Source organism: Cloacibacterium sp. DMC96, from assembly GCF_056313765.1.
Genome location: NZ_JBQUZQ010000001.1, coordinates 1305086 through 1321797 on the forward strand (window position 1 = coordinate 1305086; position 16712 = coordinate 1321797).

15 protein-coding genes are annotated in these 16712 nt (G+C 32.6%); 6 read left to right on the plus strand and 9 right to left on the minus strand.

Features of this window, described 5'->3' with window-relative positions; all coding sequences use genetic code 11:
- Positions 1-60: 60 nt before the first annotated feature.
- The 4 genes from ACT53I_RS05805 to ACT53I_RS05820 all read right to left on the minus strand — a co-directional run bounded on the left by ACT53I_RS05805 (position 61) and on the right by ACT53I_RS05820 (position 4972).
- The gene (locus tag ACT53I_RS05805; protein ID WP_476078849.1) at positions 61-954 is read right to left on the minus strand and encodes a fasciclin domain-containing protein; all 894 of its coding nucleotides are present in this window, start codon (positions 952-954) and stop codon (positions 61-63) included.
- Positions 955-1389: 435 nt separating this feature from the next.
- Positions 1390-3384, minus strand: coding sequence for a urocanate hydratase (locus tag ACT53I_RS05810; RefSeq protein WP_476078850.1), 1995 nt, complete (start codon positions 3382-3384; stop codon positions 1390-1392).
- A 206-nt stretch (positions 3385-3590) separates the two neighbouring features.
- Positions 3591-4319, minus strand: a complete 729-nt coding sequence (locus ACT53I_RS05815; protein WP_476078851.1) for a nitroreductase family protein — start codon at positions 4317-4319, stop codon at positions 3591-3593.
- A gap of 2 nt (positions 4320-4321) precedes the next feature.
- Entirely contained in the window at positions 4322-4972 is a 651-nt protein-coding gene (locus ACT53I_RS05820; RefSeq protein ID WP_476078852.1) for a protein-L-isoaspartate(D-aspartate) O-methyltransferase, read from the minus strand.
- A 146-nt stretch (positions 4973-5118) separates the two neighbouring features.
- Between ACT53I_RS05820 and ACT53I_RS05825 the strand changes: the two genes are divergently transcribed.
- The 6 genes from ACT53I_RS05825 (at position 5119) to ACT53I_RS05850 (ending at position 9686) form a co-directional block, all read left to right on the plus strand.
- Positions 5119-6081 (plus strand): Gfo/Idh/MocA family protein, encoded by a 963-nt coding sequence (locus ACT53I_RS05825; protein WP_476078853.1) that lies wholly within the window; start codon positions 5119-5121, stop codon positions 6079-6081.
- A 177-nt stretch (positions 6082-6258) separates the two neighbouring features.
- The gene (locus ACT53I_RS05830) at positions 6259-6744 is read left to right on the plus strand and encodes a hypothetical protein (protein ID WP_476078854.1); all 486 of its coding nucleotides are present in this window, start codon (positions 6259-6261) and stop codon (positions 6742-6744) included.
- Positions 6745-6751: 7 nt separating this feature from the next.
- Complete coding sequence (locus tag ACT53I_RS05835) at positions 6752-7132, plus strand: hypothetical protein (protein WP_476078855.1); 381 nt, start codon at positions 6752-6754, stop codon at positions 7130-7132.
- A 9-nt stretch (positions 7133-7141) separates the two neighbouring features.
- On the plus strand, positions 7142-8032 hold the full coding sequence (locus ACT53I_RS05840) for a 3-hydroxybutyryl-CoA dehydrogenase (protein WP_476078856.1): 891 nt from the start codon (positions 7142-7144) through the stop codon (positions 8030-8032).
- A 42-nt stretch (positions 8033-8074) separates the two neighbouring features.
- The gene (locus tag ACT53I_RS05845) at positions 8075-9397 is read left to right on the plus strand and encodes a hypothetical protein (protein WP_476078857.1); all 1323 of its coding nucleotides are present in this window, start codon (positions 8075-8077) and stop codon (positions 9395-9397) included.
- A 46-nt stretch (positions 9398-9443) separates the two neighbouring features.
- Positions 9444-9686 (plus strand): hypothetical protein, encoded by a 243-nt coding sequence (locus ACT53I_RS05850; protein WP_069796870.1) that lies wholly within the window; start codon positions 9444-9446, stop codon positions 9684-9686.
- Positions 9687-9727: 41 nt separating this feature from the next.
- Here the strand turns inward: ACT53I_RS05850 and ACT53I_RS05855 are convergent, their stop codons facing one another.
- From ACT53I_RS05855 to ACT53I_RS05875, 5 genes are all read right to left on the minus strand, one after another.
- The gene (locus ACT53I_RS05855) at positions 9728-10126 is read right to left on the minus strand and encodes an META domain-containing protein (protein ID WP_476078858.1); all 399 of its coding nucleotides are present in this window, start codon (positions 10124-10126) and stop codon (positions 9728-9730) included.
- 77 nt (positions 10127-10203) lie between these two features.
- Positions 10204-12636, minus strand: coding sequence for a phenylalanine--tRNA ligase subunit beta (gene pheT, locus ACT53I_RS05860; RefSeq protein WP_476078859.1), 2433 nt, complete (start codon positions 12634-12636; stop codon positions 10204-10206).
- A 237-nt stretch (positions 12637-12873) separates the two neighbouring features.
- A complete protein-coding gene (dnaN, locus tag ACT53I_RS05865; RefSeq protein WP_069796875.1) occupies positions 12874-14004 on the minus strand; it encodes a DNA polymerase III subunit beta in 1131 nt (376 codons plus the stop codon).
- Between the two features lie 72 nt (positions 14005-14076).
- Entirely contained in the window at positions 14077-14709 is a 633-nt protein-coding gene (locus ACT53I_RS05870; protein WP_476078860.1) for a hypothetical protein, read from the minus strand.
- 108 nt (positions 14710-14817) lie between these two features.
- Positions 14818-16611, minus strand: coding sequence for a TonB-dependent receptor plug domain-containing protein (locus tag ACT53I_RS05875; RefSeq protein WP_476078861.1), 1794 nt, complete (start codon positions 16609-16611; stop codon positions 14818-14820).
- Positions 16612-16712 lie beyond the last annotated feature (101 nt).

Genomic DNA, 16712 nt, shown 5'->3' on the forward strand with positions numbered 1-16712 from the left:
ATGACGCTTTCTATAAGCGTCATTTCCCCTTAAAAAACAACCATTATAAAAACTATGAAATTATGGAAGAATGACCTTGTCAATCACATGAATAATTCCATTAGAGCATTGTACATCCGTAGCCACAATATTAGAAACTCTATTTTTGGCATCGGTAATTTTTGCACCACCAGTTGTGGTTATGTTAAATTTTCCACCTTGGAAGGTAGTAACGTTCATATTATTGGTTAAATCTGTAGAAGCTACATTCGCACCTGCAACTACGTGATATTTCAAAGTATTTTCTAAAGTAGCTTGCGGAATAGCACTCAATCCAGAAAGATTAAGTTCTGTCAACAATCCAGAAAAAGCAGTATTAGTAGGAGCAAAAACGGTGAATGGTGAATTAGCAGTTCCGCTTAGAATGCTTACAAAATTCGGCATATCATTTCTGGTTAAAGCGGCAACTAAAGTGGTGAAATTAGGATTTGCAGTAGCGTGAGTTACGATAGTTGGCAAACCAATTACTGCATCTACTTTGTGAATAACACCATTGGTTGCGTCAATATCTGTTTTGGTAACGTTTGAAACGCCATTGATTTTAACACCATTAGAAGTGTTGATGTACATACTTAAATTTCTAGAACTAGAAGCAGTACCTTTTGCTAAAGTAGAAACATAACCAGTGGTAACCTGCGCAGCTTTAACTTCAGTAGAAAGAACGTGGTTTAATAAAATTTCTTTTAATGTAGCAGTTGGAACTTGTTCTAAAGAAGCAAAACCATTTGCTTGAAGAAAAGCCGTAAAAGCAGCATTAGAAGGTGCAAAAACAGTAAAAGTTCCGCTAGATTGTAAAGTAGTTGCTAAACCAGCTTTGTCTATTGCCGCTTTTAGATTAGAGAAATCTGCATCTTTTGCTACAATATTGTATACATTTTTGTCATAATTATCATCGTCATCAGAACAAGAAGTCAAAACAAATGTTCCTAAAAGAACAAGACCAATTTTTTAATTAGATTTTTCATAATAATTACTTTTTGATTACTCTGCTAAATTAGTATGTTATTTTTCTAATTAAATATTTTTAGTATAGAATTTTACTATAATAATTATTTATAAAAAAACTCCCTTATAAAAAAGGAAGGTTAATATATTAATTTTCTGACAGTTAAGTACTCTACATTGAGAAATTTTTAATTTTCATCCACAAAATAATGAATGAAATCAAAAAATGATTAAATGTAAATTATGTATGAATATTCATTTTTCACATTGCGTTCCTACGGAACGCCTTTTATTTTGGTTAATGTTTTTTCACACACATAACGTTCCTATGGAACGTGTACATCATAATTCGCTTAGCTGTGAATTGAGTCGTAAAGCGACAAACAATTACTATAACCTTGGAATTTATTTCAAGGAAAACAAATCTTCATCTACAAAATTCGGCAAAGTCACTTTCAAATTCGGTTCTGCTTCCATTGCGCGTTTTATGGCGAAAATTGCGCCTTCGTTTCTAGCCCAACTTCTTCTGGAAATTCCGTTGTTTACATCCCAAAAAAGCATTGATTTTAATCTTCGGTCTGCATCTTCAGAACCATCCAATAACATTCCGAAACCGCCATTAATCACTTCTCCCCAACCAACTCCACCTCCATTGTGAATAGAAACCCAAGTTGCACCTCTGAAACTGTCGCCAATCACGTTATGAATTGCCATATCTGCTGTAAAACGGCTTCCGTCATAGATATTAGACGTTTCACGATACGGAGAATCTGTTCCCGAAACATCGTGATGATCTCTACCCAAAACTACTGGTCCAATTTCTCCATTTTTTATCGCTTTGTTAAAAGCTTCTGCAATTTTCATTCTTCCATCTGCATCGGCATAGAGAATTCTAGCCTGACTTCCGACTACCAAATTATTTTCCTGCGCTCCTTTAATCCAAGTAATATTATCTTGCATCTGTTGCTGAATTTCAAGAGGAGAATTTTTCGTCAATTCTTCTAAAACTTCACAAGCGATTTCATCGGTTTTTTGTAAATCTTCAGGTTTTCCTGAAGCACAAACCCAACGAAACGGTCCGAAACCATAATCAAAACACATCGGTCCCATAATATCTTGAACGTAACTTGGGAATTTAAACTCTCTTCCCAAAGTTGGGTTTTCTGCTAAAACATCGGCTCCTGCTCTGGAACATTCAAGCAGAAAAGCGTTTCCATAATCAAAGAAATACGTTCCTTTTGAAGTATGTTTGTTGATTGCAGCGGCGTGCCTTCTTAAACTTTCCTGTACTTTTTCTTTAAATAATTCTGGTTGCTCTGCCATCATTTTATTAGAATCTTCAAAAGAAATTCCGACAGGATAATAACCTCCAGCCCAAGGATTGTGAAGCGATGTTTGGTCACTTCCTATATCAATTTTTAAATTTTCTTGGTCAAATTTTTCCCAAACTTCCACCACATTTCCGAGATAAGCCAAAGAAACAGTTTCTTCATTTTCTTGTGCTTTTCTTACTCTAGCAACCAATTCGTCTAAATTTTCGTGAATTTCGTCCACCCATTTTTGTTCATGACGAATTTTGGTAATTTTAGGATTTACTTCTGCACAAACCGTAATACAACCCGCAATATTTCCCGCTTTTGGTTGAGCTCCAGACATTCCACCTAAACCAGAAGTCACAAAAAGTCCACCTTTTGGCGATTTTTTAATTTTTCTGAAAGCATTGAGAACTGTAATCGTAGTTCCATGCACAATTCCTTGCGGACCAATGTACATATAACTTCCCGCCGTCATTTGTCCATACTGAGAAACTCCCAAAGCATTAAATTTCTCCCAATCATCTGGTTTTGAATAATTAGGAATCACCATTCCATTCGTAACTACAACTCTTGGAGCATCTTTATGACTTGGAAATAATCCCATTGGATGACCAGAATACATCACCAACGTTTGTTCGTCTGTCATTTCTGACAAATATTTCATCGTCAAAAGATATTGCGCCCAATTCTGAAAAACCGCACCATTTCCACCGTAAGTAATCAATTCATGAGGATGTTGTGCCACTGCATAACTCAAATTATTTTGAATCATGAGCATGATAGATTTCGCCTGTAAAGAATTCCCCGGATATTCTGAAATTGGCCTTGCATACATTTCGTAATCTGGACGAAAACGATACATATAGATTCTGCCATATTGCTCTAATTCTTCCTTGAATTCTGGCAATAATTCTGCATGAAATTTTGGCTCAAAATAACGCAAAGCGTTTTTTAGAGCGAGTTTTTTTTCTTCTTCGTTAAGAATTTCCTTACGTTTCGGAGCGTGATTAATTTGTGGTTCGTATGGTTTTGGTTGAGGAAGTTCGGTTGGAATTCCTTGTTGTATCTGTTGTTGGAAAGTCATTTTTAATTTAGATTTTTAATTATAAATTTTAGATGTAATTATTCTAAAAATATAAGTTCTTAAAGATATTAAAATTGAAAAATAAAAACCAAATTTCTATAAAAAAGATAGCGTTCCTACGGAACGCCACTTAAATACAATATTATTGTCTACACAGATATTGTTCCGACGGAACGAATTTCAATCTAAAATCTAAAATTTATAATTTATAATCTTTTATAAACCTCCTCAAAAGGCACTCTCATTCTATCGCCCCAAACTCCTTTTTCATCTCTTATTCCACAAGAAACAATCATGTTGACTTCTGCACCAAAAGGTAAATTCAGAATCTTTTTCACTCTTCTGCTGTCAAAACCTTCCATCGGACAAGTGTCATAACCTTCATTGCTCATCGCTAACATGAAGGTTTGCGCTGCTAAAGCACAAGTTTTATGCACTACTACTCTTGCATCATTTTCAGAAACTTGATAGGTAATTGGTCTGAAAATTCCAATCACATTCACTAAAATTTTCCTAAAAAAGCCCAGAATTCCTAGAAATTTAGAATACAAAAATGGCATTACTTTTCCATAATACATTTGCCAACGCTTGATGCGTTTTTCTTGTTTTTCGAGAGGTGTATTTTTCAAGACGTTTTGAGTTTCTAACTCAGCCATTTTTTTGGCTCTTTTTCTATATAAATCTTGTCTCGTCACGAAAACCACCATTTGTGTTGCTGTAGTTGCAGCTTCCTGACTTAAACAAGCAACAGCCAATTTTTTCAAAATTTCTGGCTCTGTAATATGGTAAAATTCCCACAGTTGCATATTAGAAGAATTGGGCGATAAAGTAGCCAATTCTATACAATGTTTCACCTTTTCTGCATCTATTTCAACATTTTGATAATGCCTTACAGAGCGACGATAATGAACTATTTCTTCAAAAGTTTTCATCATTTTTATTTATTTCTATCCTGCAACATCGGCACGAATTTATACGCTCCGAATTCTTCTTTTTCAAATTCTTTTTCAGAAATTTTGGTAAACCTGTAGAGAATTTGTTCGTCTGTTTTTCCCATAGGAATCACCATTTTTCCTCCTATTTTGAGCTGTTTCAACAGTTCTACGGGAAGAATTTCTGCTCCACAAGTCACCAAAATTTTGTCAAAAGGGGAAAATGTAGGTAAACCTAAAAATCCATCTCCAAAACTTTGAAATTTCGGACGAAGATGCATTTCACGCAATTTTTTCTGTGCAAAATCGTGCAAATCTTTTTGTCTTTCTACCGTGTAAACAAAAGCATTCATGGTTACCAAAACCGCAGTTTGATAACCGCAACCTGTACCAATTTCCAGAATTTTTTCCTTTTCCTGAACTTCTAACAATTCTGTTTGTTCGGCAACAGTAGAAGGATGCGAAATGGTTTGATTGGCCGCAATAGGAAATGCCCTGTCTTCATAAGCAAAATCCTCAAAAACACTTTCTAAAAAAAGATGACGCGGAACTTCATTCATGGCTTTTAACACATTTTCATCTGAAATTCCAATTTTTTCGCGTAGATATTCTACTAAAATTTTACGTTTTCCTTTATGTACAAATGAGTCCTGCATAAGAGTTGCGAGTTTCGGGATGCGAGTTTCTAGATAAGATTTTGATTAAAACAAAACTACTACAAAATGTTGGAGTTTACAAAAACTCATCACTCGAATCTGGTAACTCGAACCAAATTTCTTATCTTTACCAAAACAAAATTTCTATGTTAAAGGCAGGTTTAGTAGGTGCTGGTCACCTTGGAAAAATTCACTTAAGACTTCTTAATCAATCAGATAAATATGAACTCGTAGGTTTTCACGACAAAGATGTAGAAAACGGAAAAAAACTAGAAGCAGAGTTCGGATACAAATATTTTGAAAATTTCGATGATTTATTGGCGGAAATAGACATGTTAGACATCGTTACGCCTACAGTTTATCATTACGATTACGCCATGAAAGCCATAGAAAAAGGGCTTCATTTTTTTATAGAAAAACCAGTAACCCAAACACTAAAACAAGCGGAAGAAATACTTTTTAAATGTAGAGAATTTGGCATCAAAGCACAAGTTGGCCACGTTGAAAGATACAATCCTGCGTTTATTGCTACCAAAGATTTCATTCAAAATCCTATGTTTATTGAAATTCACCGATTAGCAGAATTTAATCCAAGAGGAACAGATGTTTCGGTGGTTTTGGATTTGATGATTCATGATTTGGACATTTTGCTTTCTATTGTAAAATCTAAGGTGAAAAACATTCATGCAAGTGGAGTTTGCGTGGTTTCTAAAACACCGGATATTTGCAATGCAAGAATTGAATTTGAAAACGGTTGCGTAGCGAATTTGACTACTTCTAGAATTTCGATGAAAGCGATGAGAAAATCTCGTTTTTTCCAACAAGATGCTTATATTTCTGTAGATTTCTTGGAGAAAAAAGCGGAAGTTATCAGAATGAAAGAAGCGCCAAAAAATCCTACCGATTTTGATATGATTATCGAAAATGCAGATGGTGAAAAATCTCAAATTTTATTTGAATATCCTAACATTCAACCGAATAACGCTATTTTAGACGAACTAAATTCTTTTGCTGATGCAATTAATGAAAACCGTGAAGTAGAAGTTTCATTAGAAGACGGAACAGAAGCGCTGAAAGTAGCTTTGGAGATTATGAAGTTGATTTCTTAAATTGTCTGGATGATGGATGATGGAAGCTGAAAGTCTTAAAAATAGAATAAACACAAAGTTTGTCATTCCGAAGGAATCTACACAAAACAATTTTACAACGATATTTAGATTCCTACGGAATGATAAACTAAACGCACAAAACTCTAAATACAGCATCATTCATAAAAAACTACAACAATGAAAACAAAAATTTTAAGTTTTTCAATTGCTGTTTTTCAAATAATAATCAGTCTGATTTTTATTTATGCACTCTATATATCACTGTCATTATTTTTAAATGTTTTGACAAATAGTATTTTTGGTTACAAATACTCTGATATATCATTTTTTAAAATATTTAAGAATTACATCATTAAATTTACAATTTGTTTAATAGGTTTTTTGGGAGGTTTTATAATTTTTTTTAAAAGAAAAATAGGAAATATTTTAAGTTTAACTTTTTGGTTAAGTTTTCTCTTACTAGGATTTTTTACAATTTTTGAAATCTACACAAAAGGAAATAAAGAAGCAATAGAAATTAAAGAATCTATTTATTATTTGGCTTTAATAATTTTAAATTTACTTTTTATATCATTTTACATTTTTAAAAATAAATTTTCAAAAAAAGATTATATCTTTCCCATCTCATTTTTGACATTTTATATCATCATAAAACTTATTTAAATTTAGCATGAAAAAAATATTTTCTTTAATATTCATTTTATTATTTTTTCTTGGACACTCTCAAGATTTCTCTAAATTGTTTAACAATGTAGAATTAGATCACTATTATGGTAAAAATTTGTATAATAAAATAATTATTGCTGACGAGATACACCTTGAAACAATTGATGAAAAATTTAATATAAAATCTTCAATGAATTGGTTAAATAAAGATATATTAGAATTAAAAATTATTGATTTAAATGTCCCAAATTTTCCTTATGAAAAAGGAGAAAAAATGTTAATTGAGTTTATTAAAATTGAAAATGATAAAATTTATTATAAAGCAACAGTTCGCGAATATCATTATGAAGGATATTATATTATAACTAAACATTTAGAAAAATAAAAAAATTATATGAAGAACATCGTCGTAATAGGAGCCGGAACTATGGGAAACGGAATTGCCCATACTTTTGCTCAAACTGGTTTTAAAGTAAATTTGGTAGATGTAAAACAAGAGAATTTAGATAGAGCACTTTCTATTATTTCAAAAAATCTTGACAGAATTGTTGCAAAAGGTAACCTTACCGAAGAACAAAAAACTGAAACTCTTGAAAACATTACTACTTTTACAGCGCTTTCTGACGCTTGCGGAAATGCTGAGCTTATTGTTGAAGCAGCAACAGAAAACCAAGATTTGAAGTTGAAAATTTTCCAACAAATGGATGAATTTGCGCCAGAAAATTGTATTCTCGCCACCAATACTTCATCTATTTCTATCACTAAAATTGCTTCGGCTACAAAGCGTCCTGAAAAAGTAATCGGAATGCACTTTATGAATCCTGTTCCGATTATGAAATTGGTAGAAATCATCAAAGGTTATTCTACTTCTAAAGAAACTTTTGATGCCATTTTTGAGATGTCTAAAACTTTAGGAAAAGTTCCTGTAGAAGTGAATGATTATCCAGGTTTTGTGGCGAATAGAATTCTTATGCCAATGATTAACGAAGCGATTGAAACCCTTTACAACGGAGTTGCTGGTGTAGAAGAAATTGACACCGTAATGAAATTGGGAATGGCTCATCCAATGGGACCACTTCAGTTGGCAGATTTCATAGGATTAGACGTTTGTTTGGCGATTCTCAATGTTATGTATGATGGTTTCAAAAACCCTAAATACGCTCCAAATCCATTATTAGTGAATATGGTAATGGCTGGAAAAATGGGTGTAAAATCAGGTGAAGGTTTCTACGACTATTCAGAATCTAAAAAAGCAGAAAAAGTAGCGAAAATGTTTGCGAAATAAACCTCAACCTAAATCCTTCTCCTAAAGGAGAAGGACTTTATTATGCGAAACCGAACTCAAGAACAGTATTTAAAAATCTCAGTATTCGTCATTACTTTGGTGATGATTGTATTGCGTTTTTTGCTCAACGAAAAAGGAAGAGTCACACCAGATTCTATCCGTTTTATGAGACAATCGCACGTTTTTCCAGAAATCGACAATACTACTGCTCCACTGCTTTATCCTTTATTCATAAAGGTTTTCACTGTGTTTACAGATGAATTTTGGTCAAGTAAAATTTTGGGAATATTGTGTTACCTTTTCATGGTGTTTTTCGCTTGGAAAAAGAAATTTTATTGGCGAGAAAGTCTTTTAGTTGGGGCGTTATTCTCTATGATTTCATTGTTTGCAGCTACACTTAGCGAAACATTATTCTTGCCCTTTTTATTCGTATTTTTCTATGTGGCAAGAAATGTTTTATTGGAGAAATATTCTAAAATTCTGAGCGTTTTCTTATTGAGTCTATCCGTTATTTTGCTGTTTAACATTCGTTATAGCGGTTTGTTTTTCATGGGTGGATTATTCGCTTTTGGAGTGCTGAATTACAATAAACCTTTTGCAAAAATTTACATCATTTCAAGCATTATCGGATTGGTTTATGTTGCAGGTTATAAACTCTTCTTTATAGATGTTTTTAACCAAAATTATGTCAATAAATTTCTAGAAATTGGGTTAAAACCCACTTCATTGCTCATAAAAGAGTTCTTTTTAGCCATCGGAACGAGTTTCAATCCTTTCATTCATATTCTCAATCCTAATGGTGGAATTGTGAATGTAGGAATTCTGGGTATTGGCTTTTTGAATATTGCATTTTTTACCTTTATTTTCATCAAAAATAAACTTTCGGCAACCGAAAAAATGATGGTTTTCTTATCAGTTTTCGGGATCATTTGTTCGTTTTTGATTCAGTATTTTTATCAAACAGATCCTTTAGATTATCGTTTATTGGCGCCGTTTACTTTCGGAATATGGCTGGTTTATTTCAAAAAAATTCATCAAATTTTCGGAAAATTGGTTTTTGCCATCGCTTTTTTAAGTTTAATGACAGGTTTTGTGTTCAGTTGGCTTTCCAGAGGTAATTATTTGGAAAACAGAAAACTAATGAAGGAATTTTTGGTTAAAGAAAAACTTTTGGACAGTAAAATTTACTATTACCGCCCCATTAAAGACGAGAATTTCAGCAGTTCTAAAATTTCTGAAATCATCAGTACCATCAACCCAAGAGTTTACATCACCGAAAAGCCTGAAGATTCTTTGAAAAAAGAAGTTTTAACAAAATTTAAGATAGAATCTAAAGTGAAAATGAACAAAAACAAATTTCAATAAATAAATTTCATTAACTTTGTACTTAAGAAATTAAAATTCTAAAAATATGAAACTCCCTAAATTTTTAATGGCAGATAATTCTGAATTTCCAGAAGATTTATTTGTAGTACACACAGAATACCCAAGATTCATCCTAAACGTAGAAGAAGAAGAGGTAGAATGGTTAGATGATCTAGAAGGTGACGACGAAGAAACCATCGCTAACGAAGCTACTCAAGTAGTAGAACAAGCATTCAAATGGTGCGACGAAGAGTTAGCTAAGTATGATGACGAAGAAGATGAAGACTAAATCATAAAAAAATCCTCGAAGTAATTTCGAGGATTCTTTTTTTATTGTTTCTTAAATTTCAATAGCAATAAATTATCTTTATAAAGTTCTAAATAACCTTCATTGACTACATATTTATTTACTTGTTCTAACACTGAAAAATAACTTTGCTCAGTCATCATATTATCACAAGCCATTTTAGTAGCTCCGATATTTCCTACATCAAAAGTTCCAGTTGAAGCGGTAATCACCACATCAGAAAAATAGTTATTACAACCGCCGTTTCCTGTAATTCTCTTTCCTTCTATCACTAAAGTAGGTGCTTTCGCTCCTGAAAAATTATTATCTACCAAAGTCCATTTTGTATTGGCTACAGATTCTTGTTTAGAACCAATTTTAGAAATTGTAGCACACGAAATCACAGTAGTAGAAATCACAAGTGCCCAAAATATTTTTTTCATATTCTAAAAATTTATCTTTCAAATGTAAGAAAAAAGTCGAGATTTCTATTCTCATCTCGACTTAAATTTTTACTAAATTATCTTAATTCAGCGCTGAATTCTTTTTGGAAATTCTTAATCAGCGAGTTCATTACTTCTGTAATTTCTTTGTCTTCTAAGGTTTTCTCCTCGTTTAACAATTGGAAACTCATCGCGTAAGATTTCTTGCCTTCTGGTAAGTTTTTGCCTTCGTAAACATCAAATAGATTGATATTTTTCAAGAATTTAGATTTATTTTTTCTTGCCGAAGCATATAAATCTGCATAAGAAATATCTTTATCTACCAATAGAGCTAAATCTCTTCTGATTTTATTGAATTTCGGAATATCTACGAATTTGAAATTATCTGTTTTTCTAAGCGCTTGACAAGTTTCTAACTCTATTTCTGCATAGAAGCAATCTTGGTCTATATCAAATTCTTTCAACAGTTTAGGAGATACTTTTCCTAGTCTGGCAATGGTTTTTCCGTTTGCTGTAATTTCTAAAGCATCACCGAACCTTTCATCTTCTAAAGATTTTTCTTCTGTAACTAAATTTAATCGGTCAAGAAGCACTTTCACATAAGCTTTTAACATGTAAAAATCAGAGGCAGATTTTGGCATCAACCAGTTCTCTGCATATGTTCTACCAGTTGTAAGCAATGCTAATTGTTTTCTTTCTTCATACTTTTTTTCCCTTTGGTCAAGATACGCTTCGCTTGATTCGAACTTGTGATAAATTTTACCTAATTCGAAGAATTTGATGTCTGGATTTTTACGGTTGATATTGTACACTGCATTTCCTAAAAGCCCTTCTAATAAAGATTTTCTCATAAAAGCTAAATCTCCACTCAAAGGATTTAAGAGTTTTACAGCGTTGGTTTCATCTTTAACAGAAGTAAGAGAATTGTTCATCACTTCATTGAAACCATTGCTCTGAAGCGTTCTTGCCCAAGAATTTTCTAGTTCATCTTGGTCATTTACACTTAATTTTACTGGAGTAAATGCTATTTTTTGAGGCGCATCTACTTTATTATAACCGTAAATTCTAAGAATTTCTTCTATTACGTCTATTTCTCTGGTCACATCTGCTCTGTAAGCCGGAACCGACAATTCTAAACCATCTGGAATATCATTAAGAACAGAAATTTCTAGAGATTTTAAAATTTCTTTTACTTTCTCTCTGTGAATTTTAATTCCTAAAATTTTATCAAGTTGAGAATATCTAAAAATAACTTTAGTGTCTTCTATTTTTTTAGGATAAAATTCTAAAAGATTTCCTACTTTTTTACCACCTGAGATTTCTTCAATCATTTTGATGGCATGAGTAATTGTAGTTCTGGTATTGTTAGGGTCTACTCCACGTTCGAAACGGAAAGAAGCATCAGTATTTAAACCGTGAGCTTTAGCCGCTTTTCTAATCGCTACTGGATTGAAGTAAGCAGACTCTAAGAAAATTGTGGTGGTAGATTCAGAAACGCCACTGTCATTTCCTCCGAAAACCCCACCAATGCACATTGGCTTATTGTTTCCGTCTTTAATCATGATTTCTGAACCATTAAGCGTTCTTTCTACTCCATCTAAAGTAACAAACTTAGTTCCTGCATCATTTACACCTACTTTTACTTTTTTGCCTGCAATTTTATCTGCATCAAAAGCGTGAAGTGGTTGACCAAAACCATGTAAAATATAATTGGTAATGTCTACTACATTATTAATTGGCGAAAGACCGATGGCTTTTAATCTGTCTTTCAACCATTCTGGAGATTCTGAAATTTTTACATTTTCGATTACAGCACCAATATATCTTGGGCATAATGTTTCATCTTCTACTTCTAGTTCAAAGCCATGTTCTCCTTCTGTATTCACTAAAGCTGTAGAAACTTTCTCGAATTCAGATTTTAAACCATTGGTTGAAAGAAAAGCATGTAAATCTCTTGCTACACCATAGTGAGACATTGCGTCTGTTCTGTTTGGTGTTAAGCCGATTTCGTAAACCTCATCATTGGTTAAATTAAAATATTTTGCAAAAGGTTCTCCTACTTGGTAGATTTCTTCGTCTAGAACCATAATTCCGCCGTGATCGTCTGAAAGTCCTAATTCATCTTCTGCACAAATCATTCCTTGAGATTTTTCTCCACGAATTTTTACTTCTTTCATTTCGAAAGCACTGCCGTCTTTAGCATAAATTTTAGTGCCAATTACAGCAACAGGAACGGTTTGACCAGCAGCAACATTAGGAGCGCCACAAACAATTTCTAAAATTTGGCCACCACCAATATCTACAGTAGTTTTCTTGAGTTTATCTGCATTAGGATGTTGTTCGCAAGTCAAAACTTTTCCAACTACGATTCCTTCTAAACTGCCTTTTACAGATTCAAATTTTTCTATTCCTTCTACTTCAAGACCAATATCGGTAAGAAAAGCACCAATTTTATCTGTTGCTAAATCTGTTTTGATAAAGTCTTTTAACCAATTGTTTGAGATTTTCATTTTTTAAAAAGATTTGAGATTTGAGATTTGAGATTTGAGATATCAAAAAACAAATAACTTTTATAAGTTTGCAAATATCGTGATTTTTTGAGAGATTAGGAAATTTTAGAATTGCAAATTAGGGTTTGGATAAAGCCAAATTATAATTCAATAAAAAAGTCGTCTCGAAATTTCGGACGACTCTTTGGATATATTTTAAATTTTAATATTGACAAGTCTCGACTTGTCACTACAAAATTACATTCCAATTACTGGCATAGAAAGCATTAAGATGTGTTCGTTTTCGTCTAAACCGTCAACTGGTTCTACAATTCCAGGTCTGTTTGGTTGAGACATTTTCATCGTGATATCTTCAGAACCTAAAACTGATAACATTTCTGTTAAAAATTTAGAACTGAAACCAATGTTGATATCTTCACCTTTGTAATCACAAGGAATATTCATATCTGCTTTGTTTGCGTATTCTGTATCTTCTGCATGAAGATGAAGAACGTTACCAGAAAGTTTAAATCTAACTTGGTTAGTAGATTTGTTTGATAAAATACTTGCTCTTCTGATAGAACTTAACAATAAGTTTCTGTTTACCGTCAAAACATTCGGATTTTCTTTAGGAATTACTGCAGAATAATTAGGATATTTCCCGTCAATTAGTCTACAAATCCAGATATTTTCTCCGAAAGTGAATTTCGCCATATTTTCATTAAACTCGATGGTAACTTCGTCATTAGAATTTGACAAAATATTTTTGAAAATAGACAAAGGTTTCTTCGGCATGATAAATTCTACCGCTTCTTTATTGGTAACATCCGTTCTTTTATACACCACTAATCTGTGAGAATCTGTAGATACGAAATTGGTTTCTTTTTCTGTAAATTGGAAAAGAACTCCCGTCATCACAGGTCTTAGAGAATCGTTGCTTGTTGCAAACAAGGTATTGCTTAACGCATCTGCAAGAACTCCAGAAGCTAGCGTAACTTTTTGTGACGCATCAAATTCTGGTAATTCTGGATAATCTTCTGCATTATCTAGCGCTACTTCGTAATTGTCTTTTTCGTCTAAAATTTCTAAAAGACCACCTTCACCAGACTCAGAATCTTTTACTGAAAAAGTAAGCGGTTGGTCTCCAAAAGTTTTAATTAAATCTTGAAAAATTTTTGCAGGAACAGCAATTTTGCCTTGATCATCAGATTTTACAGCAAGAGAAGTAATAAGTGTGGTTTCGCCATCAGAAGCAGTTATTTTTAGAATTTCATTTTCTAATTCAAAAAGAAAATTTTCTAAAATGGGTCTTGACTGCGAACTAGAAATTACACCACTTACCACGTTAAGAGCTTTCTGTAATTCGCCACTTGCAACTATAAATTTCATAAATTAAAAAATTATTAAGTATACAAAGATACAATTTTGATAATAATAGACAAAGTCGAAAATCATTAAATTTTATTCAGTTTTCAACATTGAGAGAATATTGACTTTTCTGTAGTCATTTATTTTATGGTCAAAGATATCAGCAGAGTAATAAGTGAGATTTACTTTTTTACCTACTAAATCTTGATATTTCTTTTCGAGTTCTATATTAGAATCTACATTAGAAATCCAATAAAATCTGGTCAAAATACCATTATCGCCTTTTAAATAAAAAATAACGAAGGCATCTTTTTCTATTTTGGTGATTTCGCCATTCATGAATTCCGCTGAATTTACTTCTGCAGAAGATTCTTGAGCATATTCATCAGCAAGACCAGACTGGTCTACAAAATTGATAAAAGTATCTGCACATTCTGAAACCATGAGTATTCCTAATTTTTCGCCCAATTCTCCCATTTTTTCTTCATTGGTAATATCTTTGGACAAATCTATGCCGTATTCTTTTTTGATTTGCTCTTTGTAAGGAGTAGAAACTTTTATGAAACACAAGCCTAATTGCATCTGCATCATTTCTTTAGATTTTTTCTCCAATTTTATTTCTCCAATGCATTTACAAGCATCTTGCGCTATTTTTTTCTTAAAATCTTCTTGAGAATAAGAGAACAATGAAAAGATGGAAAAGAAAAGAATAATAAGTTTTTTCATGGTTTTTAAAATGATTAATCCTTTGGTAAAAGTAACGAAATTTTTCTTTTCAAATGGGCAATTTCTATAAAAAATCCCGAAAAAAGATTTTTTCTCGGGATTTAACAATTATAATTTAAATTGATAGGTAAAACCTAGATGAAACCACGTTCCGGGCATTTCTACCAGAGAAGTTTCGGTATATTTTACATTCGTAATGTTATTCACCAAAACGTAGATGTTAAATTGGTTTGCAGTGTAGTTTAATTTATTGTCTAATAGATTATAACTTCCTAGAGAAACCCTATCATTATGTCTGTAAATCAATTCATTCGAAAAATTTCCGAATTTATTTCTCAATTTGGCTACCAACTGATGTTTTAAATTATCTAAAGAATATCTAGAAAGAATATTGCTGGCTAATCTTTGATTATCTATATACGTATAACCTACAGAAGTTCCAATCCATGAAGCGAACTGATAATCTGCTTCTAATTCTACACCTTTGGTTTCAATTTTCCCGATGTTTTGTGCAGTCCAAGGTGAAGTTGGCGTTGCTTTTTGCCAATCGATAGCGTTATCAGATTTTCTCCAAAATGCAGATGCTTTGAGCAAAGTTTTATTGGTTTTGAAAATATAACCGAACTCTCCTGTTAATGCTTCTTCGGCAACCAAATTTGCATTCCCTTGTTCAGAAGGACTCATGTAATACAAATCCGTGTAAGTAGGAATTCTATTCACTTTAGAAAAATTACCAAAAAATTTAGAATTACCGTTGGTAAAACTCACATCAATTCCTGGATAAAAATAGGTTTTATCATTACTGAAATTCGTGAAAGAAATTCCCGGAGTAATATTTAATTTTTCATCAAAAAACGACAGATGATGCTCTAGAAAAGCATTGGTAACGGTTCTTTCTCTGCTTCCTAATCGGTTACTTTCTAAAAATTCTTTTCTAACATCTACTCCCAATCCTGTAATTCCGAGTTCTGATTTGTAATTTACATTTGCATCAATTCCTACATTATTCCCAATGTGCATATTTCTGTACGCTGCAGGATTATTTCTGATGAATAAATACATATCTTGCGCTCTTCTCCAATACAAACGCGTTGCAAAACCTAGATTTTCGTTCACTTTTTTCTCTAGAGAAGCCGCTACTAAAGAAGTTTGCACTTCTTCATATTGATCTTTGAAAGCTGGCGAAGCATAAAAACCATTGGCTCCGAACTTTTTCTCTTCAATTCCTGCTTGAAATTTCACATTCCCGTTTTCTATATCAAATTGATTTTGATACCAGATATTTTTAATTTTATAATCGGTATTGTATCGATAACCATCTGATTCTGTATTATTAACCTGAATAAAATTTCTAAATTTTTCGCCCCCGAAATTCGCAGCAATACCGAAACCATGCGTAGAAAAATCCCCAACTTCACCATGAATCGTTAAGTTGTTTTCCGCCGAAACTTTGGTTACAACATTTACCACACCAGCATAAGCTCCTTGTCCGTATCTTCTTGCAGCAGGACCTTTTAAGATTTCAATTTTTTCTACAGAAGCTAAATCAAATGGAAAATTCATGGTATTGTGACCAGTTTGCGCATCATTCATTCTTACACCATTAACCAAAACCAAAACTTGTTCAAAAGAACTTCCTCTGAGAGAAATATCGGTCTGAACGCCATTTGCACCACGTTTTCTGATATCTGCACCTGTATAATAGGCAATTACTTCTTCAATGCTTTGAGCGGGACTATTCTGAATTTCAGATTTTGTAATAACTGTGATATTTACATTAGATTTTTTGAAAGGCATATTCACCAGTTTACCAGTTAATTCTACCTCATCAATTGTTCTTTCTTGCGCATGAACACTTACGAAAAGTGCCAACAGAGCTGCGCTTAAAATTGTTTTTTTCATATTTTAATTTTTCATAAAAAATCGGCCAAATTTATATGAAAAATTTAGAGTAAAAAAATTAAAATTCTTAAAATTTTTTACAAATAAAAAAGGACACAAAA